23 protein-coding genes are annotated in these 25,245 nt (G+C 55.3%); 13 read left to right on the forward strand and 10 right to left on the reverse strand.

Annotation, left to right across the window (positions count from 1 at the left end):
• Positions 1 to 395 precede the first annotated feature (395 nt).
• Together NGM29_RS18430 and NGM29_RS18435 are read left to right on the forward strand one after the other, a co-directional pair.
• Entirely contained in the window at positions 396 to 1,307 is a 912-nt protein-coding gene (locus tag NGM29_RS18430; protein ID WP_254160945.1) for a ParA family protein, read from the forward strand.
• Positions 1,308 to 1,321: 14 nt separating this feature from the next.
• Positions 1,322 to 1,753, forward strand: coding sequence for a DUF8160 family protein (locus NGM29_RS18435; protein ID WP_254161251.1), 432 nt, complete (start codon positions 1,322 to 1,324; stop codon positions 1,751 to 1,753).
• A gap of 433 nt (positions 1,754 to 2,186) precedes the next feature.
• On the opposite strand, the gene NGM29_RS18440 is transcribed toward NGM29_RS18435, so the two are convergent.
• On the reverse strand, positions 2,187 to 2,654 hold the full coding sequence (locus NGM29_RS18440; RefSeq protein WP_254160947.1) for a GNAT family N-acetyltransferase: 468 nt from the start codon (positions 2,652 to 2,654) through the stop codon (positions 2,187 to 2,189).
• Positions 2,655 to 2,766: 112 nt separating this feature from the next.
• Between NGM29_RS18440 and NGM29_RS18445 the strand changes: the two genes are divergently transcribed.
• The 3 genes from NGM29_RS18445 to NGM29_RS18455 all read left to right on the forward strand — a co-directional run bounded on the left by NGM29_RS18445 (position 2,767) and on the right by NGM29_RS18455 (position 5,478).
• Entirely contained in the window at positions 2,767 to 3,759 is a 993-nt protein-coding gene (locus NGM29_RS18445) for an alpha/beta fold hydrolase (RefSeq protein ID WP_254160949.1), read from the forward strand.
• A gap of 69 nt (positions 3,760 to 3,828) precedes the next feature.
• Positions 3,829 to 4,209, forward strand: a complete 381-nt coding sequence (locus tag NGM29_RS18450; protein WP_254160951.1) for a RidA family protein — start codon at positions 3,829 to 3,831, stop codon at positions 4,207 to 4,209.
• Between the two features lie 129 nt (positions 4,210 to 4,338).
• Positions 4,339 to 5,478: an MFS transporter gene (locus NGM29_RS18455; RefSeq protein ID WP_254160953.1), complete on the forward strand. Its 1,140-nt coding sequence runs from the start codon at positions 4,339 to 4,341 to the stop codon at positions 5,476 to 5,478.
• Between the two features lie 574 nt (positions 5,479 to 6,052).
• Here NGM29_RS18455 and NGM29_RS18460 read toward each other — a convergent pair.
• On the reverse strand, positions 6,053 to 7,585 hold the full coding sequence (locus NGM29_RS18460) for a carboxypeptidase M32 (RefSeq protein WP_254160955.1): 1,533 nt from the start codon (positions 7,583 to 7,585) through the stop codon (positions 6,053 to 6,055).
• Between the two features lie 98 nt (positions 7,586 to 7,683).
• On the opposite strand from NGM29_RS18460, the gene NGM29_RS18465 reads away from it, so the two are divergent.
• Positions 7,684 to 8,457 carry an SDR family NAD(P)-dependent oxidoreductase gene (locus tag NGM29_RS18465; protein ID WP_254160957.1) on the forward strand — a complete coding sequence of 258 codons (774 nt, stop codon included), beginning with the start codon at positions 7,684 to 7,686 and terminating at the stop codon, positions 8,455 to 8,457.
• Between the two features lies 1 nt (position 8,458).
• On the opposite strand, the gene NGM29_RS18470 is transcribed toward NGM29_RS18465, so the two are convergent.
• Positions 8,459 to 9,907 carry an amidase gene (locus NGM29_RS18470; protein WP_254160959.1) on the reverse strand — a complete coding sequence of 483 codons (1,449 nt, stop codon included), beginning with the start codon at positions 9,905 to 9,907 and terminating at the stop codon, positions 8,459 to 8,461.
• Between the two features lie 111 nt (positions 9,908 to 10,018).
• Between NGM29_RS18470 and NGM29_RS18475 the strand changes: the two genes are divergently transcribed.
• The gene (locus NGM29_RS18475; protein WP_254160961.1) at positions 10,019 to 10,822 is read left to right on the forward strand and encodes a creatininase family protein; all 804 of its coding nucleotides are present in this window, start codon (positions 10,019 to 10,021) and stop codon (positions 10,820 to 10,822) included.
• A gap of 16 nt (positions 10,823 to 10,838) precedes the next feature.
• Here NGM29_RS18475 and NGM29_RS18480 read toward each other — a convergent pair whose 3' ends face one another.
• Positions 10,839 to 11,921, reverse strand: a complete 1,083-nt coding sequence (locus NGM29_RS18480) for a phosphotriesterase family protein (RefSeq protein WP_254160963.1) — start codon at positions 11,919 to 11,921, stop codon at positions 10,839 to 10,841.
• Between the two features lie 117 nt (positions 11,922 to 12,038).
• On the opposite strand from NGM29_RS18480, the gene NGM29_RS18485 reads away from it, so the two are divergent.
• A complete protein-coding gene (locus NGM29_RS18485; RefSeq protein WP_254160965.1) occupies positions 12,039 to 13,022 on the forward strand; it encodes an aldo/keto reductase in 984 nt (327 codons plus the stop codon).
• Positions 13,023 to 13,047: 25 nt separating this feature from the next.
• Here NGM29_RS18485 and NGM29_RS18490 read toward each other — a convergent pair whose 3' ends face one another.
• Complete coding sequence (locus NGM29_RS18490) at positions 13,048 to 14,586, reverse strand: carboxypeptidase M32 (protein WP_254160967.1); 1,539 nt, start codon at positions 14,584 to 14,586, stop codon at positions 13,048 to 13,050.
• Between the two features lie 123 nt (positions 14,587 to 14,709).
• On the opposite strand from NGM29_RS18490, the gene NGM29_RS18495 reads away from it, so the two are divergent.
• Together NGM29_RS18495 and NGM29_RS18500 are read left to right on the forward strand one after the other, a co-directional pair.
• Entirely contained in the window at positions 14,710 to 15,486 is a 777-nt protein-coding gene (locus NGM29_RS18495) for an SDR family NAD(P)-dependent oxidoreductase (protein WP_254160968.1), read from the forward strand.
• A 7-nt stretch (positions 15,487 to 15,493) separates the two neighbouring features.
• Positions 15,494 to 16,315, forward strand: coding sequence for a fumarylacetoacetate hydrolase family protein (locus NGM29_RS18500; protein ID WP_254160970.1), 822 nt, complete (start codon positions 15,494 to 15,496; stop codon positions 16,313 to 16,315).
• 53 nt (positions 16,316 to 16,368) lie between these two features.
• On the opposite strand, the gene NGM29_RS18505 is transcribed toward NGM29_RS18500, so the two are convergent.
• The 3 genes from NGM29_RS18505 to NGM29_RS18515 form a co-directional block, all read right to left on the reverse strand.
• On the reverse strand, positions 16,369 to 17,763 hold the full coding sequence (locus tag NGM29_RS18505; RefSeq protein ID WP_311136854.1) for a dihydroorotase: 1,395 nt from the start codon (positions 17,761 to 17,763) through the stop codon (positions 16,369 to 16,371).
• A 485-nt stretch (positions 17,764 to 18,248) separates the two neighbouring features.
• Complete coding sequence (locus NGM29_RS18510; protein WP_254160972.1) at positions 18,249 to 18,632, reverse strand: Rid family detoxifying hydrolase; 384 nt, start codon at positions 18,630 to 18,632, stop codon at positions 18,249 to 18,251.
• A 73-nt stretch (positions 18,633 to 18,705) separates the two neighbouring features.
• Positions 18,706 to 19,584: an SDR family NAD(P)-dependent oxidoreductase gene (locus NGM29_RS18515; protein WP_254160974.1), complete on the reverse strand. Its 879-nt coding sequence runs from the start codon at positions 19,582 to 19,584 to the stop codon at positions 18,706 to 18,708.
• Positions 19,585 to 19,705: 121 nt separating this feature from the next.
• Between NGM29_RS18515 and NGM29_RS18520 the strand changes: the two genes are divergently transcribed.
• Together NGM29_RS18520 and NGM29_RS18525 are read left to right on the forward strand one after the other, a co-directional pair.
• A complete protein-coding gene (locus tag NGM29_RS18520; RefSeq protein ID WP_254160976.1) occupies positions 19,706 to 20,881 on the forward strand; it encodes a M24 family metallopeptidase in 1,176 nt (391 codons plus the stop codon).
• Between the two features lie 3 nt (positions 20,882 to 20,884).
• Positions 20,885 to 21,760, forward strand: a complete 876-nt coding sequence (locus tag NGM29_RS18525; RefSeq protein ID WP_254160978.1) for an alpha/beta fold hydrolase — start codon at positions 20,885 to 20,887, stop codon at positions 21,758 to 21,760.
• Between the two features lie 491 nt (positions 21,761 to 22,251).
• Here the strand turns inward: NGM29_RS18525 and NGM29_RS18530 are convergent, their stop codons facing one another.
• On the reverse strand, positions 22,252 to 22,701 hold the full coding sequence (locus NGM29_RS18530; protein ID WP_254160980.1) for an amidohydrolase family protein: 450 nt from the start codon (positions 22,699 to 22,701) through the stop codon (positions 22,252 to 22,254).
• Positions 22,702 to 22,855: 154 nt separating this feature from the next.
• Positions 22,856 to 23,788: an alpha/beta hydrolase gene (locus NGM29_RS18535; protein WP_254160981.1), complete on the reverse strand. Its 933-nt coding sequence runs from the start codon at positions 23,786 to 23,788 to the stop codon at positions 22,856 to 22,858.
• 176 nt (positions 23,789 to 23,964) lie between these two features.
• On the opposite strand from NGM29_RS18535, the gene NGM29_RS18540 reads away from it, so the two are divergent.
• Entirely contained in the window at positions 23,965 to 24,969 is a 1,005-nt protein-coding gene (locus tag NGM29_RS18540; protein WP_254160983.1) for an ABC transporter permease, read from the forward strand.
• The last annotated feature ends 276 nt before the right edge of the window (positions 24,970 to 25,245 follow it).

The raw sequence follows: 25,245 nt of genomic DNA on the forward strand, positions 1-25,245 counted from the left end.
TCACTGAGTCCATGAATCCATGAATCAGTGATTCAGATATTCCCAGAGATCATGAATAACTGATTCGCAGAGCATCTGACTCAAAGACTCCGATAGACTTAGGCTGAACTCATTGATTCCATGAATCACTGATGTTATGAATTGAGAATGGTGTGGAGCCATAGATCGAGAGCTCAGCAACTCCCAAGAACGCTAATCAGGGAGTGAACGATTACATGATGCAATGAGTTTAGGAAGCTCTGATTCACTGAATCCATGAATCAATGAGATACATTCAATTCCTGAATTCACAGCATACAATGCCCGTACTCCCGATATTCAACAGAAAAGGGAGAATAGAACCGTAGCGAAATGTCTGACGTGGATTTATGAGTCATTGATTCAATGATCCAATCATGTCCGAATTACCTCGCGGATGGGGCGTTACGCCATCGACTGGCATCCCGACAATTGCCTTCGGGAATCAGAAAGGTGGAACCGGAAAAACAACGGCGACAATTAACAGCGCAGCGGCGTTGGGCACACGTGGCCACGACGTTCTTGCAATCGATATGGATCCACAGGCCGACATGACGAAGGGACTTGGACTGGGTCCGGGCGACGAGAACGACCCCTCGAGCCCAAAGAACGGCCTTCCAAACACGCTTGTTACGGATGATGCGAACCTCCTGGACGTTCTCGTCGACAACCCGCGTACGCACAATACAAACCTTTCAGAGATCGTAATTGAAGCCGACGAATATGACCACCTGAACTTCGATATCGTACCGAGCCACAAGGACATGGGCCTCGCTCGAGATTGGATGGACGATGCGAACGCCCGTCTCTCGTTGAAACTCGCCCTCGAGGGACTGGTTGAGGACGGGTACGACTACGATTTCATCCTCATCGATTGCCCTCCTGACCTCTCGGTTTTGACGGATGCAGCGTTCATTGCAGCACAAAACGTCTTCTTAGCTGCACAAACCCAAGCAACGTCACGAGATGCCCTGGACGACCTGTGGGATCAACTGGAATCGATAGAGGACAACCAGCAAATAGAGATCGCAATCGTCGGACTCCTGGCGAATATGTACCGGGACGACGGTCAATCACAGAAATTCCTAGATGAATTCGACGAGTCGTTCGCATCTATGGCCCCGATTTTCAAACTCCCGATGCGCGTAGCAATCCAGCGCGCCTGGGATAATGGACAAGATATTTTCGAATGGGAGGACGCGAACGACCAACAAGTAGAGCGTGACCTCTTCGTAGAGGTTGCAGAGACCATGGAACGGGCATTCGACAAAACGCAGGTGGAGGTGTAAATATGCCTCGAGGAATGGATGAGCGTTTCGAGGATCCTTCAGGTGAAGAAGATGATGCTGTTACTGAAGAAGAGACCACGAGAACGTCGGAATCAGAAGGACAAGGTCGCAAAGCAATTGCGGCATCCGAACAAGATACGAAACAGCAGAGGACCACTTCTACGGCAAATACAGATCCCTCAACCAGTGAGATAGAAGGAATAGACGACGAACCGCTGAACATCCGCAAGGATTGGGATTCAGCCACGATCTACGTTGAACCTGAGCAAAGTGAGGACATCGAGATCACGTTCACCCGCCTGAAAAAGCAACTCAAGCGTGAGGACGTCACCCTGGAGAAGAACAAGCACTTCTATCGCGGTGTCTTCGAGGTGGCATTCGGCGAGCACCAAGACGAAACGAAGGAAAAAATACGTGAACTCGCCAAGCAAGATACCGATCAGTGAATCATTGATTCACTGAATTTGATACGGAGTTGATGCGGCGCCAACACAAAGTTCTCAGTTTTCCCCTTCACCTTTTGATGTTGGAAACTGCACATCGGCTAGTTGACAGCGTGTTAGATTCGCCGAGGGCAAAGGCATCTCGAGTCGTGATTAGTGAAAAACCTGTCAAGTACAGTTGATACTGGCCTTGGTCAGATACTACAATATATCCCGACTTTCGGTTGGTTATTGATGTCGCAACTTTCGGACGGGGGGACCGGTCCAGACATTTTTATACAGCTGTATTCCTGGCTGTTTTGAAAGCGAAAATCAAAATACATTATACAGACCTGCCCCCGTTCAACGTATGATGAACCATATATAGCTATATGATATATTCGTGGAAAGGATGAGCCAGCTGGTGTATGAAAACGAGATATCTCCGCAAAGACGTTTAAATAGGTTTGAAAAGATGGTGGCGCCAGATATTGTATCCGAGATCGTCAAAAAACTTGAGCGCGCCCTCGTTTTTTGCATCAATCGTGAGCACAATGGTCTCAGCACCCTTCTCTTCACCAATCATCACTGCTCGGTCAATTAGCGCCTGGCCAATTCCTTCCCCACGATATTCCGGTTTGACGTACAATTGGTCGAGTGCACAGTCGCGTTCGCGAGTAAAAATTGGCGGAGCGTCCCGAATCTCAAAAAGGAGGTAGCCAATCACCTCGTTGTCCACCTCAGCTACGAAAATGAACACATCGTCTTGGCGTAATCCGTTGCTGAAGTTGGATGCCATCGCCTGTTCTGCGTCGTCAGCGAGTTCAAAACGTTTGTTTCGCGACTCCATGTCTTCAGCGAACGGTCGCCAGAGATTTCTCACGACTTCCTGGATTTCGGTTGCTCGAATCGGCCTGAGATCCATATCACGCACATTACTTGCACAGCGATTAACTGTTATGGTGACGCTGTAACGGTTAACAGCTCTGAGAGCCGAAAAGCTTAGAACTCCCCTCGTCCGTATCACAAACGTTCACATGCCAACAGAGTGGGAGCAACTTATCGATAGCGGCCAGTATGTAACGGTTGACGGCACAGATGTCCACTATTACGACGAGGGCTCCGGAGACGCCATTGTTCTCCTTCACGGCGGCGGACTAACCTCATGTGCCGAACTTAACTGGGGTGCAGTTATCGGCCTACTGAGTGAATCCTGCAGAGTAATCGCGCTTGATCAGCCCGGGTTCGGCTTCACCGCTCCGCGTGATGAACGTGATTACATGCCTCGGAAGCGCGCGGATTTCATCGCGAGCTTTCTGAGGAAACTCAACATCGATACCGCCACTGTCGCGGGAAATAGCAGGGCTGGGTACCAAGCAGTCTATCTCGGCCTAGAGTACCCTGACCTCGTAGAGAAACTCGTTGTCGTTAACGCCGGGTCTGCCTCTCGGAAACTAGTCAAGGGGGAAGTCCCAGGCAACCTCGAGTCGGACGAACCCACCCTAGAAGGCGCTCGTGAGTTCCTAGAAGATTTCGAAGAAAACCATCTTGTCCGGCCCGACAATCATCCACTCTTCCAAGTTGGAATCACCGAGGAAGCGATCGAACGAGTTTACGAAATCCAGAAACGTAACTGGAAATTTACTAACGCACGGAGTCGAAATATACAGACCTCCGCTGAGTCGCTCAATGAAGCACTGAGCTACAATGGAACACACATCACTGAGGCTGCTTCGAACGTCAAGCAGCCTGTACTTATCACGTGGGGAACAAAACCGTACGAGGGCTGGCCACGACAGGCGGATGAGCCTGCGGACAATCCAGACAAAAAACTTGTCGAGATACATCCGGAAACACTCCCTGCCTATGAGCGCGACGAGGGATTCGACATGGGCGTTCGCCTATTCGAACAACTTCCAAACAGCGAGATTCACATTTGGCATGATACTAAACATCACGTGATGACTGACAAGGCAGCGCGCTGGTCTGACGTTGTAGCTGATTTCGTTACGGCCGAAACCAATATCTAAGCTTCCGGTGGATACACCGTTCTTTCAATAGAGGGTATGATTTATTTGTCAAGGGTGGGATGACCACATATGGTACGTAGAGCCATCAGTCCAGACGAACTCGCAGAAACACCATACAATCATGTAATCGTTGACGGTGGAAATATTTACATGGCGGGGCAGGTTCCTCGGGACAGCGATGGGAACATCGTGGGCGACGACCTCGAGACGCAGTCACGAAAGACCTTCGAGAACATAGGAATACTGCTCGAAGAAGTGGAGAAGGACTTCAACGACATTGCGAAGATTACTGTCTACATCATGGGGAAACAGGAGACATTGGACGGATACAAAAAGGTCTATAATGAGGTGTTCTCGGAACCGTATCCGTGCCAGACGGTCATCGGAACGCGACCGCTCGGTGATTCGCCGGTGATGATAGAGATCGAAGCTGAAGTACCGATGGAGTAACGTACTACTTCTCACGAAATCGGGTGGTTTGAATAGTGTGCCTGAGTGGAGTCGACTGTGAGCGCCTCGACAACCCCTCGTGAGTCGTTAATTCGGGGGCGAACTGGACGACAGCTGTGGCTCGTGACTGTGGGAACTATAACGTTCACAACCGGGAGGTTCGCTCTCTCGCCGCTATTGCCGACGATTACGGACTCTCTCAATATTTCGTCGTTCGCTGCAGGAATTGCAATGACCATGATGTTCGGATTCACAGCTATCGTCCGGTATCCGGGCGGACAACTCTCCGACCAGCTCTCGCGAAAGACGGTGCTGGTAGTTGGACTGGTCATCACGACAGGAGGGTTCACAATCCTCACAATGGTCTGGAATTATTCGACTTTTCTGCTCGCCATTATCGGTGTCGGGGTCGGCATCGGTCTCTACTCGACGGCTGTGATTGCGTGGCTGTCGGATCTGTTCACATCGAAACAAGGGCAGGCGCTCGGCATCAACAACAGCTCGATTTATTTCGCAGGGATCCTCGGTGCCGGTCTAGGCAACGTCGCCATCGCTTCAGAGTCGTGGCGCTCGGCATTTCTCCCTATCGTGTTCGTTCTCTGCATTCTCTTGCCAGCGCTGCACTACTGGAATTACGAACAGTACCAGATTTCTCGACCCGAATTCGACATCCGTGACACGGTTTTTCGACTACTTCAATCAGCTCAGGTTCGACGAATGCTCGTCGTCGGAACACTCTTTGGGACTGCTTGGCAGGGCGTAATAACATTCCTCCCGATGTTCCTTCAGGCCGAGAAGGCGATTTCGGCGACGTTTGCGAATAATCTTTTTGCGCTCCTGTTTCTCGTCGGCGCCGGCTCGAATCTACTCACCGGGCGGATATCTGACCTGTATCCTGTTCCGTACATTGTCGCCGTAGTCGCCGGAATCACGAGCGTCGGGTTAGTGATGGTGATATTTGTCGAAACAATCGTTCTGATCATTTTCAGTATCTGTATCCTGGGTGCAGGGCTCGCCGCAATCTGGCCCGCTCTCCAGTCGTACATGGTGGACCTCTTCCCGGAAGAGACTAAAGGCGGAGACTACGGCGCATTTAGTGCCGGATACGTCGGTCTCGCGAGTCTCGGACCCAGTATCGTCGGGTTCATCTCTGACAAATTCGATTTCACTGTCGCGTTTATGGGCCTCGTGGTCTGTCTCCTCGTCAGTGCACTTCTGGCCCTCGGCGTTGCTCGTCGAAATGATGACCTTAGTCACCGAACTCCCTGACGAATTCGCGAACAGGATCGTCAGCGAACTTGCTGCCCGCGCTGTCAACCGTGCCGATTTTGAACTGGTTGATTTCTTCTTCAAAACGAACGGTGGTGGGGGGGGGGGGGGTACTAATCTCGAACGTTGAGCCTGCACGAATGTCATCTCTTTGATTACTTTGTGTGGAACGTGATACGCTGTGAATAGTTCACCAGTACATCTCGATCACGGAGTGGAAAGAAGTAGTGAGATTCGGCCTACTCCCTCTCCTGAAATTTGAGCCGAGCCGTTCGAGTTTGTTTCTGAGACGCATCGATTCCCTCTATTAAACTGTTATACCTCATAGGTTCCTATCACCGAGCGTATCACTCGGAGATACGTCTGGTGGTGTCATCAAGGATACGTAGTTGTGCATCGAGCAGGTACGTGACTGAAATCGTTTCACAAATTCACTCTGGAAGGATGGTGTAGAGAGCGTCAGTGTCCTAGGAGGGTCATCGAGGGAGAAAGGCTCTTCCCCGACTTCGGTGCGAACACGATATTACCCTTTGAAACCACCGTGGGGTGTTCCCCTGTTCAGATTCTCCGATGGTCAATCAAGGTCGTACAGGTCACGGTACTTTTCGTTGACGTATTCGACGAAGTAGTCGGCGGTCAGGTCCTCGCCGGTCGCCTCCCTAACCAGTTCATCGGCGCGGAAGAACTGCCCATGACTGTGGACGTTCTCGGTCAACCACTCTCGAATCGGGCCGAGTTCACAATCACGAATGAGCTCATCAACATCCTCATTTAGTTCTTCGCGCATTGCTGCGTCAAGTTGTGCGGCGAGAACACTGCCAATGGTGTAGCCAATAAACCCTGGTAGACTCCGCGACCAGTGTGGGTCTTGTAGACAGCCTTCGTTGTCGGTCGATGGTCGAATACCAAGGTAGTCTTCCATTTTGTCGTTCCAGAGTTCCGGAATTTCATCGGCGGTGATCCGGTTGTGGAAGAGATCACGCTCTATCTCAGTTCGGAGGATGATGTGCATGTGGTATGTCAGCTCGTCAGCCTCGACCCTGATGAAATTATCCTTGAACACCTGGTTGACCGCCTCGTAGGCCTCACGAGCGGTGACATCCTCCAATTGGGGGTAGTGCTCACGAACCGTCGGCATGAAGTGCTCCCAGAACGCCTGGGTTCGACCAACGTGGTTCTCAAAGAAACGAGACTGTGACTCGTGAATTCCGATTCCGCGCGGCTCCCCAAGCGGTGTCCCGTACTGTTCCTGGGAAAGTCCGTGAGCGTACGCCGTGTGACCGAACTCGTGGAGGGTCCCGGTGAGTGCCTCGGTAAGATCCGTCTCGTCGTACCGAGTCGTCATCCTAACATCGTACGGATTCCCGAACGAGAAGGGGTGGGGTGCGATGTCAAACCGTGTACGATCCCAATCGAGTCCGACCGCATCGAGGGCGGCTCTGTTCAACTCTTTCTGCGTTGCGGTGTCGAATTCGCCACTCTCGCTAGACAGGGCGTCGGTCGCAAGGTCTGTGCCGCTCTCATGAATATCTTCGATGAGTGGAACGAGTTCTTCGCGGAGTGTATCGAAAATTCGATCGACCGTTTCGAGAGATATGTGAGGCTGGCCGAGGTAGCCGGTTCGCTGGCTCCAGATTACCTCGTAAGGGTCACCGTCCGGATCGACATGGTTCGACCATTGTTTCTTCACCTCGAAGTGCTCGGCAACGAGCGGACCGAACGCCGACCAGTCGTTCGCTTCGCGTGCTTCTTTCCATGATTCATGAGCGCGAGAATTTATCGCGCTGATCTCATCGTTCAGGTCGTCGGGAATCCGACTCGCAGTGGTGTACTCGCGTCGTACTTCTCTGACGATTGCCTCCTGTCCATCGTCGAGGTCTGCATCATCGAGCACATTCAGCGCCTCCCCTAGCCTGTCGTCGGTGAGGTACCTGTGTCGAGCGGCAGAAAGTGTCGTTCGCTGACTGGACCGTGCCGGAGCACCACCGGGTGGCATCATCACGTCGGAATCCCAGCGCATGAGCTGGTTCGTCTTCTCGAGGTCGATAACGCGCTGTGACTGCTCCAGCACTATCTGATAGGCCTCCTCAGCTGATTGAACTGCCATATAGATGTTCTCTTGTCGTGGTCTGATAAATTTATGCACATCAAACCCCAGACGGCCAAACCCCCAATCTATACCTTCCCCTTCCCCAGATGCACCGTATGGACCTCACAGGGAGAACCGCACTTGTCACTGGCGCAGCTGCCGGTATCGGTCGGGGAATCGCAATCGAACTCGCACGGGGCGGTGCAAACGTCGCCGTCACAGACCTCCGGAAAGAACCGAAACTGGTGGAGGAGCAGGAACGGGGTGAGACGACCGAAGTCATCGAGGACTTCGGGGGCGACGCCCTATTCAGCGAGTGCGATGTCGGAAATGAATCATCGGTCAAAGCGACAGTCGGCGAGACTGTCGAAGCGTTCGGTGGCATCGACATTCTGGTCAACAACGCGGGCATCTCGGTTCCCGGTTCCGTGACCGAACTCGGGTGGGAGGATTGGGAGCAAATTGTGGACGTCAACCTCACCAGCGTGTACCTAACGACAAAGCACGCGGCCTCTCATCTGAACGAGAGTGGAGCAGGAAGAATTGTCAACCTTGCGTCGACGGCCGCGTTCGAGGGAACGCCAAAGGGGGCCGGGTACTGTGCGACGAAAGGCGGTGTAGTCAACCTAACCCGCCAACTGGCCGTCGACTTCGGATCTGACGGCACGACGGCCAACGCCCTCTGCCCAGGTCCCATCTACACTAGCATGTCACAAGGAACGTTCGACGACCCCGAACGCCGTGAGGTTTATGAGGAACACGTCCTGCTCCCTTACTTCGGAGAACCGGAGGACGTCGGTCAACTGACCCGGTTCCTGGCGTCAGACGCCGCCCGGTACATCACTGGGACAGCCATCCCAATCGACGGTGGCTGGCTAGCGAGCAGGTAGCTCAGAGGTTGTTGTACAGGTAGTGCCACGGTTGGGCACGTTCGAGTGCGGCGCCCGCTGCAAGGACTAGACCGTCGGCAAAGCGCTGTCCAGCAATCTGTAGGCCAACGGGGAGCCCGTCGACAGTACCAGCAGGGATGGAAAGCGCCGGCGGCCCGCCAAAGTTGAACGGGAACGTTAGGAACCAGTCGGTCGCAGGATCGATGGCTTCACCGTCGATGATCTCCGGGCCGACAGTCCCATTCTCGACGCGGGTCACCGAAAGCGTCGGCGTCACGAGTAGGTCGTACTCCACGAACACGTCCTGGAGGACGTCGTAAATCTTCGAATGGATTTCATTCACTCGTTTGTATGAGACTGCGTCTATATCGTACCCCTTCTCGGTGGATTCGACGAATGATTTGCCAAGAATATCTGGATGTTCAGTGAGGTCGATGCCGTGTTCTTCGGCGACGCGCTCGGTCAGGACGGCGTTGTGGACGGGTCCCCAGTTGTGATACTTGGGAGCGACCAGTTCTTCCAGCGACAGGCCGAAGTCGATATCAGGGCGGTGAAGAGTTGAAGAGGTTTTGTCCGCGAGCACTGAGGCTGCATCTTCGACGATTGCTTCGACGGCTTCGGCGACCGGGAACACCCCCAAGTCCGGGCTGTAGGCGATATCGAGGTTGAGGGGATCCTCCTTGGTCGCCGACAGGTATCTCTCGCTTGTTTTGGGGTGTGAGAACGGGTCATTGTGGTCGGGATTCGAGACAACATCAAGTACGAGCGCAGCGTCGGGCACCGTCCGGGTTATCGGGCCGGCGTGATTTCCACGAGCGTGGGCGAACGCGTCCGGTCGATTCACCCACGGGATGAGCCCAAACGTCGGTTTATATCCAACGACACCGCACAGGGATGCTGGAATTCGAATCGAGCCACCACCATCGGTTCCGTAACCAATCGCCGCCAACCCTGCCGCGACAGCGGCCGCCGAACCGCCCGATGACCCACCTGCATTGAAATCCTCGCCGAAGGGGGCCGAACAGTACCCAACTAGGTCGCTCTCCGTCACCGCGCTCCGGGCGAACGGCGGCGTGTTCGTCTTTCCCAGCACTATCGAGCCTTCGCTCCGCAGCCGAGCTACTGCCGGGTCGTCTGCTTCGGCAGTGTTGTCGGTCAGCAACGAGATACCGTGAGTGGTCGCCACACCCTCCACATCGACGATGTCTTTCACCCCAACGGGTACCCCCACAAGCAGACCGGGATCCGATCCGTCGGCGATAGCCGCGGCCTGCTTGTGGGCGGCGGCCCGCGCACGCTCTTCAAGGGTTGTGATGTACGAACCGAGCGAATCGTCCCGCTCGTCAATACGGTCGAGGTACGCGTCGACGATATCGACGGGCGATAGATCTCCCGTACGGACTTTCTCTGCCAGTGATACTGCTGAGGCGGTGGTCACGTTTTCGGCCATGACATCACATATGTCTCGACGTATTATATAGGAGATCACAGGTGAGTGGGTGGCGGCCGGCACAGCTGGTACAGGGATACCCTTAAGATGGATTCAGACATCGCCCGAAGTATGTACGAGTGTTTCGGTAGTCAACCGACCGCATGGGCCGGAAAGACTGCCGCCGAAATCAAAGCAATTGCTGAAGAAGATGGTTCGATTCTCGTTCTCCCTGTAGGAAGCATCGAACAGCACGGACCACACCTGCCCGTCTCGACCGATACCATCTGCGCCGACGCGTTAGCACACGAAGGCGCGAAGCTGGTCATGGACGAAATCCCGATCCTGATCGGTCCAGCACAGTGGGCAGGTAACTCCCCGTACCACGTGGGGTTCCCAGGTCGCATCGACGTCACGTTCAGCAAACTCGTCGAATTCTACGAAGAAATGGCGTCTTCCGCCCTCGAAACTGGGTTCGATGCTCTGCTCTTCCTGAACGGACACGGCGGCAACCACAACGCTATCGGCGGCGCGAGCAAGGCCATCGGACTCGACCACCCTGATATCGAGGTATTGGCGATTACTTACTTTGGGCTTGCCGCGGATTTCATAGACGAGATTCGAGACTCCAAACCTGGCGGAATGAACCACGCGGGAGAACTGGAGACTTCGATAATGATGCACCTGCGCCCCGACCTCGTCCGAGGTGATCTCATCGAGGGCGCGAACCTCGACGAACCATACACACACGCATACGATGATATGTTTGTCGGTGGACCGCTCTCAGTCCACCGGCTCGAAGAAGAGTATTCAGAGAACGGCGCCGTCGGCAACCCCGAGTTCGCTAGCGCTGAGAAGGGCAAGGAAATCTTCGAAAAACTCTGTACGGAGATGAGAATTCTGTTCGAAGAAATTTACGAACAGAATGCGAACTGAGACCAGACAACTGTTGTTACTGCGGTTTCGCAAACGTCAGCATTCGCTGTGGATTGGTCGTGAGGATCTGTTCGACGACTTCGTCAGGAACGCCTGCCCCATCAAACATCGGCACCACGTTCGTGAGGATATGCGCGTAACCGTGACCGCCGTACGTTCGGAGGAGGTGTTTGAGAAAGATGTCGTGCGAGAGTAACAACTGATCCGCGTATCCGTCTTCGACTAGCTCCGCGACATAACCGGCCCGGTCAACGTCCGATGGCTGGGCGTCCTTAGCGTGCGCGAAGTACAGATCATGCCCAAACAGGTCAAACTCGACGTACGCACCGCGGTCGAGAATCTGTCGTTGATACTCCATTGATCCTCCGAGCCACTTCGACTGGTCCATATGACAGATGACGACTCGGTCCAGCGGTAGTCCCTCCTCTTCAAGAATATCGAGTACCTGCAGCGCCCGCCTAGACGGTGGCCACTCGGGGTTGCGATTCGAGGGCGGGTGGACACTTACTGGAGCACCGGTCTCCAGCGAGGCCCGAGCCCCAGCCCGGAGTACTCTCTTTTCTTGCTCGTGGATGTCACCGGAAGTGCCGATTTCGCCGATGATACCGGCTCGGACGGATGTATCGTTGATTCCCTCGCTGACATCACTGACGAATTCCTCTGCGAGTTCGTCGATCGTAATGTCGCCAATTCGGTCGGGGTGAGAGTCGTAGGTATAAAAGGCCGTTCCGTGAACGAAGTTGAGGTCCGTTTCACGACCCACGCCGCGGACACGTACTGGGTCAGCACTGGTGCCCTTGGGTGTGACGTCAACAATGGTGTCGCCACCTGCCCGGTAAAAGTGCATGACCTCCTTGACGGCGTCCTCCATTGACTCTAATCGGAGGTTCCCCTGGTGTTGGGTCGGGTTGCGTCGGACGTACCAGAGATTGTCGAGAGAAATCGGTTCACGGGCGAGTTTTCGCTCGTAGGCGGACTCGGGTGTGTCGAATTTCTCTGGCCCCCACGATGAAAACAGGTGTTCGTGTGGAAGTGTGATGCCCAGGTTTTCAGGGTTTACCGGTCCCTCAGCGGTGATGGCTTTGCCTGCATCTGACATGGTTAGGATCTCACACTCTCATGGTATAACTGTGAGTGTTAGAACCGTCGGGGGCTACGCGGTGCCTGAACTGCAGGTATCGACGGAATTTTCATCTGAGCATGAGAGGTGATGGTCATGGGAATCAACACAGTCAAACTTGGGAAGACAGGCCTGAATGTCAGCGAACTTGCACTCGGTACCGCTCGGTTCGGAAGCCAGCGCTCCGACGGAGAAAAGGAAATTTCCCGCGATCAGGCACACAGGCTGCTTGACAGATACGCCGAGGCTGGTGGCAACTTCATTGATATGGCGGACGTCTACGGCGGCGGCCGTGCTGAAGAGTACGTTGGAGACTGGCTCGGAGAACAAGATCGTGACAAGTTCATTCTCGCCTCGAAAATCTATTGGCCGACACGTGAGGACGACCCGAATGCGCAGGGACTCAACCGCAAGCACCTCCGCACTCAAATTGACAACATTCTCAATCGTCTGGGAACTGACTACGTCGATCTGCTTTACATCCACCGGTGGGACAACGAGACACCGGTCGCGGAGTTCATGCGAACTCTGAACGGCTTCGTCAATGACGGCCGTGTCCATTACCTCGGCGCGTCCAACCGAGATCCAAACGCCTGGCAGGTCGTTAAGGCGAACGAAATCGCCAAAAGAGAGGGCTGGGAGCCATTTACCAACACGCAAATTATAGTCAATCTCGTCGACCGGCAGATCGAACCGGAGTATCTGCCCATGGTGGAGTCGTACGGTCTCGGCTTGATGCCGTTCTCGCCCTTAGCCGGCGGCTTCCTGACCGGGAAGTACGAGCGCGACGAGTCCCCACCTGAGGGTTCCCGCGGCGCTCACGAAGATCGCTTCCGCGAAATGTACCTTACCGATGAGAACTTCGACGTACTCGACACCGTTCGCGAGGTTGCAGACGAGTACAATGCCTCAGTGGTTCAGGTGTCGCTCGCCTGGCTATTGCAACATCCGGCGGTAACGGCCCCGGTCATCGGACCGCGGACCGTCGACCAACTCGAGGCGAACATCGACGCCACGGACGTTGACCTCTCGGAAGACGCGTTCGAGCGGCTGAGCGAGGCCACATCCGTACCATACTGAGCAGTCGATTTTCTGCCTTTCAGGGTTAGAGAGCGTATAGTTCACCGTACTTTTCGCGGGCATAGTCGACGAAGTACTTGGCGGTGAGAGGTTCGCCGGTCGCACGCTCAATGAGCTCGTCGGTTCGGTACCGCTGGCCGTGTCGCTGAATCCGTTCCTCGAGCCAGTCGTGAATCGGCTCGAAGTTACCCTCGCGAACGAGTTCGTCGACGGCCAGATCTTTGCGCATTGCCGCGTTGAGCTGGGCTGCGAGCATGCTCCCGATGGTGTAGGTGATGAATGCCGGAATCTGGCTGGCCCAGTGGGGGTCCTGCAGCGGACCTTCGGCGTCGGACTCGGGCCGGACACCGAGGTACTCCTCCATCTTGTCCGCCCACACATCGGGGACCTCGTCGATGCCGATTTCGTGGGCAACGAGTGCCTGCTCGATTTCGGTACGGAGGATGATGTGCATGTGGTAGGTTAGTTCGTCGGCAGAGACACGGATCCGGTTGTCCTCGAACACCTGATTGACCGCCTCGTAGGCCTCCTGTGATGTGATATCCTCGAGCTGCGGAAAGTGTTCACGCACCGTCGGCATGAAGTGCTCCCAGAACGGTTTCGACCGAGCAATGTGATTCTCGAAGAAACGGGACTGTGACTCGTGGACTCCGAGCCCTCGTGGCTCTCCGATCGGGTCGCCGTAGTGGTCCTGCGGAAGGTTGTGTGTGTAGGCCGTGTGTCCGAACTCGTGGACGATTCCCTGTAACGCTGTCATCGGCGTCTCCTCCGAGTACCGTGTCGTGATACGAACGTCGTGTTGCGTTCCGTAGGAAAACGGGTGTGGCGCAGTGTCCAGCCGTGCGCGGTCCCAGTCAAGTCCAAGGACATCAAGCGTGTCCTCACAGAGTTGTCGCTGGGTATTGATATCGTACGGTCCTCGAGCGGTGAACGCATCGGTTGCGAGGTCGGCGTCGCTGAGACGAATGTCGTTGATGAGGGGGACCAACTCCGCGCGCAGTTCATCAAAGATGCGATCAACGGTCTCTAGGTCGATGTAGCGCTGAGCGTGATAACCCGAGCGTTTCGTCCAGAGTGTCTCGAAGGGGTCGCCGTCAGGGTTGACGTGTTCACTCCAGTCGATCCATGCGTCCACGACATCCTCCATGCTTGGACCAAATATTGACCAGTCATTGGCTTCTTTCGCCTGCTTCCAGTCCTCATGTGCACGTGACATGACTGTCGAAATCTGGCCATTCACTGCCTCGGGAACGCTGGTTTCAACGTCGTACTCCCGGCGCATCTCGCGAACGATTGCATCTTGGTCTTCCGTAAGATCGGCATCTTCGAGCAAGTCAAGCGCCTCACCAAGGTCGTCGTCGGTCCTGTAGCGGTGCTGTGCCGCTGCAATCGACGAGCGCTGGGATGCCCGCGCGGGTGCTCCGCCGACTGGCATCATCACGTCAGAATCCCATCGGGTGAGGAAATCCACTTTCTCTAGATCGAGTATCCGTTGGCTCTTCTCAAGTACTACGTCGTATGCGTCTTCAGGTGACATGGTTGACTTATCAGTGTCTGCCGCCATACCAGGTGCTACTCACCTGCTAGATATAAAGCCAGTGGCTTCCCGAATTGCACTGGGTTGTTCTGCTGTTGTAGCGGTACTTAGATACGAACTTTTATTTTGAGACCACGCTCATTGAGGTTCATGGGAATCGACCTTACGGACAGGACAGCCGTCGTTACCGGCGGCGCTGCAGGTATCGGTCGCGGAATCGCTATCGAACTCGCCCGCGAAGGAGCAGACATCGTCGTCGCCGATCTCGATGACGAACCAACGCTGCCCGAGGAGAAAGAACGAGGGACGACGGTTGAAGTGGTTGAAGAGATGGGACACGAGGCTGAGTTCGTCAAGACGGACGTAACCGACGAAAATCAGGTTTCATCGTTGATGGACGTGGCGGCAGAGGAGTTCGCCGGTATTGACATCCTCGTGAACAACGCCGGTATCGCCGGGCGGGGAAAAGCGAGCGAAACCACGCTTGAGTTCTGGAACAAGGTGCTCGCTGTCAATCTCACGGGGCCATTTCTATGTGCGAAACACGCGATTCCATACCTCGTCGAATCAGACCAAGGTCGAATCATCAACATCTCCTCGCAGGGATCGAAACGCGCCAGCGGGACGAACACCGCCTACTGCATATCGAAAGCCGGAATCTCACACTTGACACGTTCTCTCGCCGCCGAACTCGGCAGCGAGGGCGTCAACGTGAATGGAATCATGCCGGGCCCCGTCCGAACCGAGATGATGGCCGATGTGCTGGACGATCCTGAACAGCGGCAGACGTACCTCGATCAGATGTGTGTCGATTATTACGGCGTTCCGGAAGATATCGGTCGTGTCGCCGTATTCCTGGCGAGCGAGGATTCACGCTACGTCACCGGCCACGAAGTGGCAGCCGAGGGCGGCTGGCTGGTCAACTGACGTGGATATGAAATACCTCGCACGAACGATGGATGCTCAGCCGCTACTCGGGGACGAGTCGGGGTTCGTCCCACTGGGCGCCGTCCACCCGGACACGGAAACAGTCCGCGACGCGCTTTCGTACGCAGCGGCTGGGACGCTCGGCGACCCTGCCGACGCGCTCGCCGAGCCCGTGGACCGCGCGGATTTGACGTTCGGCCCGCCACTAGCCGAGTTCGGGAAGATATGGGGTATCGGTCTCAACTACGCCGAACACGCAGGCGACCTCGGCGAGCAGCGCCCCGACGAGCCCGCGAGCTTCATGAAGCCAAACACCGCCCTCACGGGTCCGGGCGGGCCGATCCGACTGCCTCCGCAAGATCGAACGGACCGAGTGACCGCTGAGGCCGAACTCGGCGTGCTCGTGGGCCGAGAGTGCCACGGCATAGACGAAAACGAGGTCAGCGAGGTCGTCGCGGGCTATCTCCCGATCATCGATATGACTGCCGAGGATATTCTCCAGCGCAACCCCCGCTTTCTGACGCGCGCCAAGAGCTTCGATACGTTCCTCGTCCCCGGACCGCTTATCATGGTCCCCGGGGATGGGTTCGACCTCGCCGACTTGACCGTCCGGACGGAAGTAAACGGCGCGATTGCAGCCGAGAATAAAGTTGCGAACATGCTGTTCCCACCGGCGGAACTCATATCGTTCCATTCGGGCGTGATGACGCTGCGGCCAGGCGACCTGTTCTCGACCGGGACGCCTGGCGCAGCACCGATCGAACCCGGTGATAAGGTACGATCCTACGTGGAATCCGTCGGGGCGGTCGAGGCGTCAGTGACGCGCTAATCCAGGCACTCCTGTCGAACGCAGGCCGGAAAACCGACGCTGCTTTTCCGTGCTTACTCTTCGGTCTTGTCCGACCAGTTCGGTATTTCGCGCGCGACGAAGTCGCCATACCCAGCGTTGACCAGGATATCGCCGTCATCGTAGACGAGCTCGCCGCGGACAAACGTCTGGTCGACCCGTCCCGTAATCTCGCGGCCCTCGTAGATGCTGAAGTCGGCTTTCGAGAAGTTGTCCGCAGGGTTAACCTCGTAGGTCGCCTCGGGGTCGAAGATGACGATGTCGGCGTCGGTTCCGGGGTCGAGCGTCCCCTTGTTCGGCATCCCGTAGGTGTCAGCGATAGCCGTGCTCATCTTCTCGACAACGAACGATGGGGAGTAGCCGCGGTTGTTGACCGCCTCGTCGAAGAACACCGGGACCGAGGTCTGAAGCTGGTTCGCACCAGAGGTGGACTCCCAGAAGTTCTCAACTTCCTCCTTCTTCTCCCGCGGGTATGAACAATGGTCCGTCGAGATGAGGTCCAGGGTTCCGTCTTCAAGATGTTCGTACATCGCTTCGACGTCATCAGCCTCGCGTAGCGGTGGCGCTATCTTAACGAGGTTGCCGCGTCGGTCAAACTCAGATTTGTCGTAGATGAGGTAATGTGTGCACGTCTCACCCCGAACCAATGACCCGTCGTCGCGGTAGCGTTCGATCACCTCAGCGGCGGCGCGAGAGGTGGTGTGGATACCAAAGTACTTGGCTCCATGAGCTTGAGCGGAGCGGAGTACCGTGTCGGCAGCCATCGCTTCTGCGTAGTCTGGACGAGATTCAGCGAAGTATTTTGGTTCGCCCTTCCCTTCATCTTTCAATCGTTCGAGAAGTCGATCGCATACGTCGGCTTCCTCGGTGTGGAAAACGCCGACACCCCCAAGTTCGCCAAGGCGCTCCATGACGAGGTTGATGAGGCCGTAGCCGACAGGAAATGTACCTCCGGTAAACATCTTGAATGACGTGACCCCCGCCTCATGTGCCTCCTCCAGTTCGTCCAGTACGCCCTCCTGGTCGTCAGTGATGCCGCCGTGGAGCGCATAATCAACGACGGCTTTTCCATCGGCTTTCTCTTGCTTCGCGCGAATCCCCTCCATAAGCGACTGGGGTGGATTATAGGGCTGGTGGTCAACGTACATCCACGAGAAGTCCATGTACGTGGTGATTCCACCAGCCGCCGCAGCCATCCCTGCCGTCTCGTGTGTGTCGATCGACGAGCGGTCGTGGACGTGAGTCTGTGCGTCCATCAACCCAGGCATGACGTATTTCCCGGTCGCGTCGATTTCCTCGTCGGCATTAGGAAGTGACTCACGCGACCCTATCGCGACAATTTCTTCTCCATCAATTGCAACACTGGCCTCAAACATATCGTCGGCAGTTACGACTGTCCCGCCGGCGATAACTGTGTCCACAGTCATCATTACGCAAATGTGCAGGCAATGTATAAAATTGTATGCGTTCGGCAGTTGACTATATTTGGTTGACATCATCCGTCATCTCAATTTTAAGAAGTACCGTCATTGGCATGGTTGCTGCCAGTACAATCTGTTCATAAATTTCATGGATAGGTATTCTCGTCTTGACCATCCGTCCCTGGCCCGCCATGATATTCATCATAACATCATACTCCCCGGGGCCGGTGTTACTGATTGATTCCTCACGCACCCAAGATCTTATTATACAAATCTAAGTCGATTTTAGTGAGTGTGTTCTTCAATATATTTGTCTCACCGGCACTTGTCTACAAAATTCGCTCGAAGCGACCTGCTACCAATAAGATTCGCTTTGTACAGCACCCTCGAAAATTGATTAGAACGAAATAGATAGTATCACCGACCGTTGCCCAGATGCTGGGTGCGCATCGGGACTCGCAGACGCGATTTCAAAAAACGGGTGTGTTCTGGGACTACTCGACGGCGGCGATGACGTCGATCTCGACCAGTATATCGGGATTGGCCATCTCAGCTTTGACGGCGGTCCGTGCTGGGTACGGTTCGCTCATGAACTCTGTATACACTTCGTTCATCTCGCTGAACGAGTCCATGTCAGTCATGAACACACCAGCTCGAATGACATTATCCATGGACGTGCCGGCTTCTTCGAGAATCGCCTCGACGTTCTCCAGAACCTGTCGGGTCTGTGGCCCGACGCCACCTTCGACGAGCTCCTCTGTCTCGGGGTCGACCGGGACGTTACCAGAGACGTAGACAGTGTTGCCGTGTTGAATCGCCTGAGAAAGGGGTGCACTGCTCTCGTACGCTTCGTCAGTTTGGATTTGCTCTAGATCCATCTGCGTTTGCCTCGTTGACTGCTGGGCTAATGAAACTACGGCTCATGGGGCGACACTGCCGCAAATCCGTTGTTTATTCAAGAGGATATCGCTTACGGTCGAGGCTTTCGTACTCGCCAAACGTAGTATGGAACCGCTCTGCTATGGTATCCGGCGTCCAGCCATCTTCCCGGAAAGCGAGCCGAGTGGCCTGGGGATCGGAAACCAGTCCGATCATCTCGCCCGAGGCGCGGATGGTGAGTCCGTTCACGCCTTCGGCCTCGTCGCTCATCAGGAAACCTACGGTTGGGCCGATATGCTCTGGGCCGGGAATGCTACGGTCCTCACTGTCACTAGCCGGGAAATACGAGTTCTGCCGGCTCTCCGCACCAGGCACAAGCGCGTTGACCCGGATTCCACTGTCGCGAAGTTCGTCCGACGCCGATCGGACAAAGCCGAGAACGCCGGCCTTCGCAGTTGAGTAGGCGAGTTGCCCATAGCCGCCGACCGCTGCTCCGCTAGATGTACCGAGGAATGACCGCTCCGAGTCAAGGTCATGCTTCTCTGCATGCCGAACTAATGCCCGAAGTTGTGCGAAGTGACTACCGAGATGGACATCGATGACAGCGTTCCAATCATCGCGCGAGAGATCAGCGATGCGGTCATTTCGGACAATACCTGCGAAGTTAGCGATTCCGTCGACCCGCTCAAACTCTTCATACGTGCGGGTGATGAGTTCTTCAGCTTCTTCCATTGAGGATGCGTCCCCAAAGTGAGTGATGGCGTTCCCGCCTGCTTCACGTACCGCTTCGGCGGTTGTCTCCGCTGGTTCAGGGTCCGATCCATCGCCTTCAGGGTTTGTCCCTAGATCGTTCACCGCGACATTTGCGCCATACCGCCCAAGTTCGATAGCTACTGCTTCACCAACACCGTGGCCGGCGCCGGTTACGACTACTGTTTTCCCGCTAAGCATACCTGTCAAGATGAGCGCCAGGGATTTAATGTTACGGAGTGAAACGCAGGTCCGACCGGACAATACGATGCTTCTCCCGAGGCAAACATTTTTCGTACATAGTTGTGAACAGGTGATCGGAATGCTAGCTAGCCCATCACTCCCGGAGTCGGAGTTCCGTAACCGCATCAAGCGCGTGCGGGAGAAAATCAACGAAGCAGATCTGGACGCGGGTATCTGGTTCAATGCCACCAGCATCGAATATCTTTCCCACTTCTATCATGTTCAAACGGAACGCCCTGTAGCCCTCGCAATCACTCCCGAGCAAACAGCCATCACCGTTCCGAAGCTTGAGATAATGCGCGTCGACGAGAATCCGGTCATCGACGAGTCTTACTACTTCTTCGATTTCCCTGGTGGAGGACCAATGAAGACGATTACAGAAATGGTCGAGGATCTCGAGATCGAGACGGCAGCTGTGGACATGGATGGGCCTCCCGGCGCATACGGCTATGAGGGGCCGCCACTCTCTGATTTCATATCGATCGAAACGCAGTCCTGGGTCGATCAAATGCGATGGGTCAAATCTAACGCCGAAGTGGCCGTGATGAATGAAGCATCAAAGTGGGCGCACCTCGCACACCAGTACCTTGTTGATCGGATGGAGCCCGGTGCATCCCAGGCCACTATCAGCCAAGACGCAAGCAAGGAGGCTTCCAAAGCGATGACTGACACACTCGGTGATCAGTACGTTCCTCGAACAGGCATCTACTTCATGGGCCCTGCTCATACCGGGATGCACAGCGCCGAGAGTACCGGCGAGCCACATCCGTATCCCACGAACCGAAAACTGGAGGTGGGTGACGGTATCGTTACAGCGGCGGAGGCAAACGTCGACGGCTACCTCTCAGAAATCGAGCGAACAATGTTTCTTGGCGAACCTGATGAACAGCAACAAAAGTACTTCCACATCATGCTCAAAGCTCAGACGACCGGTATCGAAGAAAGTGGGCCTGGTGTAAAATATGCTGATGTTGCACAGGCTGTGTGGGATGTGTTTGTCGAACACGGTGTCGAAGAACACGCGTACCACCACGTCGGACACAATCTCGGAATGCAGACACACGAGCCACCGTACGTCGACCGCGGAAGCGACGTGACGATGAAACCAGGCCACATCTTCACCGTCGAACCCGGCATCTACATCCAGGGCCACGGTGGGTACCGTCACTCCGACCCCGTGCTTATCACCGAGGACGGCACGGAAATTCTGAACTACTGGGGTCGAGACCTCGAATCGAATATTATCCCCGTATAGTAGATGGATTATTCACTCTCGGACGAACCCTGGACAGACAGGTACATACAGATAGACGGTGTCGAGACCCACTACATCGAAGCAGGAACAGGAGAGCCAGTCGTCTTGGTACACGGTGGCGGCATGGGTTCCTGCGGTGCGGTGAACTACGGCGACGTCATGGAGCCCATGAGCGCACACTACCGTGTCATCGCCCCGGATCTCGCCGGTTTTGGAGAGACACCTGGTCGCTGTCCCGAGGACTACCCGGCTGAGGCGCAGGGTGACTTTCTCATCGAATTCCTCAAAACGCTTAATGAGCCGGTTCACCTCGGGGGCAACTCCCATGGTGGCTGGCTCGTGCAGTACGTCGCTCACGAAGCGCCAGAACTGGTTCGGCGAATGATTATAATAAACAGCCTGAACGGCTGTATGCCGATACCACCCGCGCCGGAGGGGTATCAGTACATCTATCACGAGGAAGGTCACGCACACAAGGAGCCCACACTAGAAGATGTGCGCGAGAACCTCATGGAGTTCTACTCCGATACGGGCCTGGTGACCGACGAACGCGTAGAGTTGTTCTACGAGATGTCCGCACGAAACCACAAATTCGCAGAGAAGCGCTCGGCAGCGGTTACCTCGACCATCGGGGACGCGAACGAGAACCTCTCGTACCGTGGCGATCACATCTCCGAGCATGCCGACGAACTGAGCTTACCGGTGTTGCTCACGTGGAGTCGAGAGAATCGCGGCGCCACACCAGAAGACGCGATGCCGCTGTTCAACCGTATCGATAACGTTGAGATGCACATCTTTAGTGGGGCAAAGCACCACGTTCAGGCGGAGTATCCCCATGCCTGGACGAATGTCGTGCAGCGGTTTCTCGAGCGCGACTAGTAACGTCTTGGTAGTTCCGCCAGGGGGGGGGGGGTCAGGAGCGATTTTTCGCGACGTTGCTATCGCTGATTTGCTCGATGTCTGTCATGAGTTTGTCAATCAAGACCTCATAGATTTCTTCGCCTTTCGACAGACTCGCGAGCGTCGTGTCGCCGGTCGGTCTCGGCACCTACCAGACGTCCTCGGCACGGTAGACCGACAAGAGTTCTTAGCAAAAAAGTCGTGAAAGGCACCCTCATAACCGCCTTTTGGCACCTCACGATAGTCGATAGCGTACACCTCTTTTCCGGACGAGGGCCGGTCCGATGTACAACATCATCGAGGTTTCAAACCCTCGGCGCGGGACATCCCTCCGTAGTCGCTCTCCCAGAGTTCCTCCGCAACGGCTCTGCCAAGTAGTAGTGCGTCGTCGCCAGCACCTCCACATCAGGATGTGCCGTTCCAACCGTCTTCACCGCCGCGTTGACGACGGGCGTTCCCACCGTTCCCGTTCAGGAACATATCGCGTCGAAGTTGTTCTCCAGTGGCGAGCCGGCCATCTCTTCGAGCATCGGTAGCATCGTCGTCACCTCCAGCGAGAGGGTGCCATCCCTTACGTTACCAACGTCGAGTTCGACCAGTCGATCCACCAACCCTTCCGATTGCCACTCAGAGATGTGACCGAAACAGAAGCCGTGGCTCACGGTTTCCCGCTCCTCGTAGTCGAGCGATTCAACGTGGTCGAGGAACTCCTCGAGGAGGTACGTCCCTGCAGCCCCACCATATTGGAGGTGAATATCGAGTTCAACGCCGTACTCAGTCGCCACTTCGAACCACCGATCCAGCATGCGTTCGATTGTTCGATTTCGGCCCGCGGGATTCATGCCACCGACTCGGATGTCGTCGGCACCGGCCCCGTCGAACGCGAGGTCGATGGCCTCCTCCACCAGTTCGCCGTTCACTAGGCGAGGGTTCCGCACGACGCGTATGGCACAATCTGGGCGCCTGCGAGGTCGGGAGGCCGCTTCTTTCGCCTTTAGTAATCCCGGAGAGTGTCCAGGTCGGCAGCCGCCCGTTTCGGACGATCAACGTAGGATTTGACGACATTAACGAGTATCAGGCGTAGACGAAATCTGTCACGACATTGACCCAGCGGGGCGTGTGGTCAGTCATCACGTGGTGTTTTCCGTCGTCCCAGAGGTGCAGTTCCGCGTCGTCCATCTCCTTGACGTACCAGATTGCCGGTTCGACCGGATCCATATCTCCGAAGTACGCCTCGATTTCCTGGGCGAGTTCCTCGTTCTCCTGGTAGTGAACCCGTGGGAACGTTTCCGGCGTGGTACTCCACGTAATCAGCGCGGGAACGTCCATCTCAGGGGCCGAATAGTCGATGACCTGTCCGTTGTACTCTGCCGTGTACTCGTCCGACGCGTACAGCTCGGCGCGTGCCTGGTTATGCTCCCAGTTCCGCTCTTTCAACTCGTAGTACCGGTCGGCTTTCTCCTTCGTAATCGGATTCCTATAGAACGGATGATGTTCGTACGTAACGTAGCGTTCTTCCCGTATCTCCTTGATTTTCTCGCGCAGGCCCTCGCGCTTGGGTTCCGGAGCGAACAGATCCCCTGAGGGCTCCTCCGGACGAGGGGTGCGGGAGTTAACGATGATGACCTTCTCGACCAGTTCGGATCGCTCAAGCGCGATATAAATCGTCCCGAACAGTCCTTCGCTGTTCCCCACAAGCGTGACGGGGGCGAGGTCGAAGTATTCGAGAACATCGATGAGAAAGTCCGCCCGGTTCTGTACCTTGTAGTCCTCTTCGTCGCGTAAATCGGTGAAGCCGAACCCAGGCTGGTCGACCGCGACCACGCGACACTCCTCACTCAACGGCTGAATCACGGCTCCCCAGTTCTGTTCGGCCGACGACGTCAATCCGCCGCCGTGGATTAAAAAAATCGGTTTCCCCTCCCCAACATCGAAGTAGTGGGTTCGCGTTCCCGAGATGTCAGCGTACGCTTCCTGTTCGAGTAGTTCTGCCCATTCGTTAGTCATGATGATTCACGTTAGAGGTATAGTGCAAGGAGAATAACTCTTGCTACCAAAGTGCACGGACTGGTAGAGAACGTAAAAGCAGCGAAGCCGACCGTAAAATCACCAGTAAGTTAAAGTGACCACTTGCCAATTGAGCAAGTGATCAACCGCCCACTAGTGCGGCCGTCTCACAAACAATGAGTTTAGCTCGATACACGATTCGGAGGTTACTACAGGCAATTCCCGTCATCATCGGAATACTGACGATAACGTTTTATCTAGCGAACAGGATTCCGGGCGACCCGGTGCGGATAATGCTCGGGCCAGAACAGGCGAACAATCCGGAGATGATAGAGGAGATTCGTGCCCAGTATGGCCTCAATAGGCCATTACACGAGCGCTATGTCAACTACATATTCGAGGTGGCACAGGGCAACCTCGGAACGAGCATCCATTACAACATGCCGGTGACTGAGGTGATTGCCGGACGGATTCCGGTGACGCTCCTGTTGATGCTCTCTGCGTTCGCGTTCGCCATCGCCATGGCCATCCCGCTCGGCATCATTTCCGCCAAACGACGGAACGAGCCGGTCGACCACATCTCCCGCGTCGTCGCGCTCATCGGCGTCAGTACGCCGTCGTTCTGGATTGGACTGCTGCTGATTATCGTCTTTGCGTTCCACCTCGGCTGGTTCCCAGAGCGGGGACTTGTCTATCCGTGGGCTGACCCTGAGAGCGTGCGTGGAGCAGAGACGAGGATCGACGTGTTGCAGATGGCGATACACCACCTCATGCTCCCAATGATCGCGCTCGGGACACTCCAGATGGCATCGATTACACGTATTCAACGCTCATCGATGGTTGACACGCTACAGAACGATTACGTGAAACTTGCGCGAGCCTACGGTGTTTCCGAACGACGAATTACGTGGCGCCACGCACTTCGTCCGTCGCTGCTGCCCGTGATTACCATCGTCGGACTGGGGCTGAGTACCTCCCTTGGCGGATCGGTTCTCATCGAGACCGTCTTTGAGATAAACGGCCTCGGCCGCCTAATTATCCAGGCTATCAATACACAGGATTACCCCCTGATTATGGGGACAACATTCGTCTTCGGATTCGCCTTTGTCATTGGAGTTATCATCACTGACCTTGCTTATGCATACATCGACCCGCGAGTTAGTTACGGGAACGCAGACTGAATTCTCCCTCAAACAAGCGGCCTTCGTATCGACCATTATTCCTTCCATTATTAATCGATAATAGGTTACAGACATGGAGAACCGTCGCCTGCTTTCAGTTCTGCTCGAAACAAGTGTCCACAGCTCGAACCAAAAGCCTACATCGAACAATTGGATTACTGATTCAAACCGAATAACTGTCTAAATAAATGGTCTGCACTGTCTGCACACCCGATCGAAAAGAGTAAAACATCAACACGTAGGGTGATACCCTCCCATAGCTTTATACTGGGCCGA

Origin of the sequence: Natronosalvus rutilus (genome assembly GCF_024204665.1) — an archaeon.
GTDB lineage: Archaea > Halobacteriota > Halobacteria > Halobacteriales > Natrialbaceae > Natronosalvus > Natronosalvus rutilus.

What these genes read in the sequence shown, in the direction of transcription:
- NGM29_RS18510 (WP_254160972.1), bottom strand. Translation starts at nt 18,632, where the DNA reads ATGGATCTAGAGCAAATCCAAACTGACGAAGCGTACGAGAGCAGTGCA.
- NGM29_RS18505 (WP_311136854.1), bottom strand. Translation starts at nt 17,763, where the DNA reads ATGATGACTGTGGACACAGTTATCGCCGGCGGGACAGTCGTAACTGCC.
- NGM29_RS18430 (WP_254160945.1), top strand. Translation starts at nt 396, where the DNA reads ATGTCCGAATTACCTCGCGGATGGGGCGTTACGCCATCGACTGGCATC.
- NGM29_RS18525 (WP_254160978.1), top strand. Translation starts at nt 20,885, where the DNA reads ATGGATTATTCACTCTCGGACGAACCCTGGACAGACAGGTACATACAG.
- NGM29_RS18470 (WP_254160959.1), bottom strand. Translation starts at nt 9,907, where the DNA reads ATGGCCGAAAACGTGACCACCGCCTCAGCAGTATCACTGGCAGAGAAA.
- NGM29_RS18460 (WP_254160955.1), bottom strand. Translation starts at nt 7,585, where the DNA reads ATGGCAGTTCAATCAGCTGAGGAGGCCTATCAGATAGTGCTGGAGCAG.
- NGM29_RS18445 (WP_254160949.1), top strand. Translation starts at nt 2,767, where the DNA reads ATGCCAACAGAGTGGGAGCAACTTATCGATAGCGGCCAGTATGTAACG.
- NGM29_RS18500 (WP_254160970.1), top strand. Translation starts at nt 15,494, where the DNA reads ATGAAATACCTCGCACGAACGATGGATGCTCAGCCGCTACTCGGGGAC.
- NGM29_RS18475 (WP_254160961.1), top strand. Translation starts at nt 10,019, where the DNA reads ATGTACGAGTGTTTCGGTAGTCAACCGACCGCATGGGCCGGAAAGACT.
- NGM29_RS18450 (WP_254160951.1), top strand. Translation starts at nt 3,829, where the DNA reads ATGGTACGTAGAGCCATCAGTCCAGACGAACTCGCAGAAACACCATAC.
- NGM29_RS18435 (WP_254161251.1), top strand. Translation starts at nt 1,322, where the DNA reads ATGGATGAGCGTTTCGAGGATCCTTCAGGTGAAGAAGATGATGCTGTT.
- NGM29_RS18440 (WP_254160947.1), bottom strand. Translation starts at nt 2,654, where the DNA reads ATGGATCTCAGGCCGATTCGAGCAACCGAAATCCAGGAAGTCGTGAGA.
- NGM29_RS18520 (WP_254160976.1), top strand. Translation starts at nt 19,706, where the DNA reads ATGCTAGCTAGCCCATCACTCCCGGAGTCGGAGTTCCGTAACCGCATC.
- NGM29_RS18535 (WP_254160981.1), bottom strand. Translation starts at nt 23,788, where the DNA reads ATGACTAACGAATGGGCAGAACTACTCGAACAGGAAGCGTACGCTGAC.
- NGM29_RS18495 (WP_254160968.1), top strand. Translation starts at nt 14,710, where the DNA reads ATGGGAATCGACCTTACGGACAGGACAGCCGTCGTTACCGGCGGCGCT.
- NGM29_RS18540 (WP_254160983.1), top strand. Translation starts at nt 23,965, where the DNA reads ATGAGTTTAGCTCGATACACGATTCGGAGGTTACTACAGGCAATTCCC.
- NGM29_RS18485 (WP_254160965.1), top strand. Translation starts at nt 12,039, where the DNA reads ATGGGAATCAACACAGTCAAACTTGGGAAGACAGGCCTGAATGTCAGC.
- NGM29_RS18480 (WP_254160963.1), bottom strand. Translation starts at nt 11,921, where the DNA reads ATGTCAGATGCAGGCAAAGCCATCACCGCTGAGGGACCGGTAAACCCT.
- NGM29_RS18465 (WP_254160957.1), top strand. Translation starts at nt 7,684, where the DNA reads ATGGACCTCACAGGGAGAACCGCACTTGTCACTGGCGCAGCTGCCGGT.
- NGM29_RS18515 (WP_254160974.1), bottom strand. Translation starts at nt 19,584, where the DNA reads ATGCTTAGCGGGAAAACAGTAGTCGTAACCGGCGCCGGCCACGGTGTT.
- NGM29_RS18490 (WP_254160967.1), bottom strand. Translation starts at nt 14,586, where the DNA reads ATGGCGGCAGACACTGATAAGTCAACCATGTCACCTGAAGACGCATAC.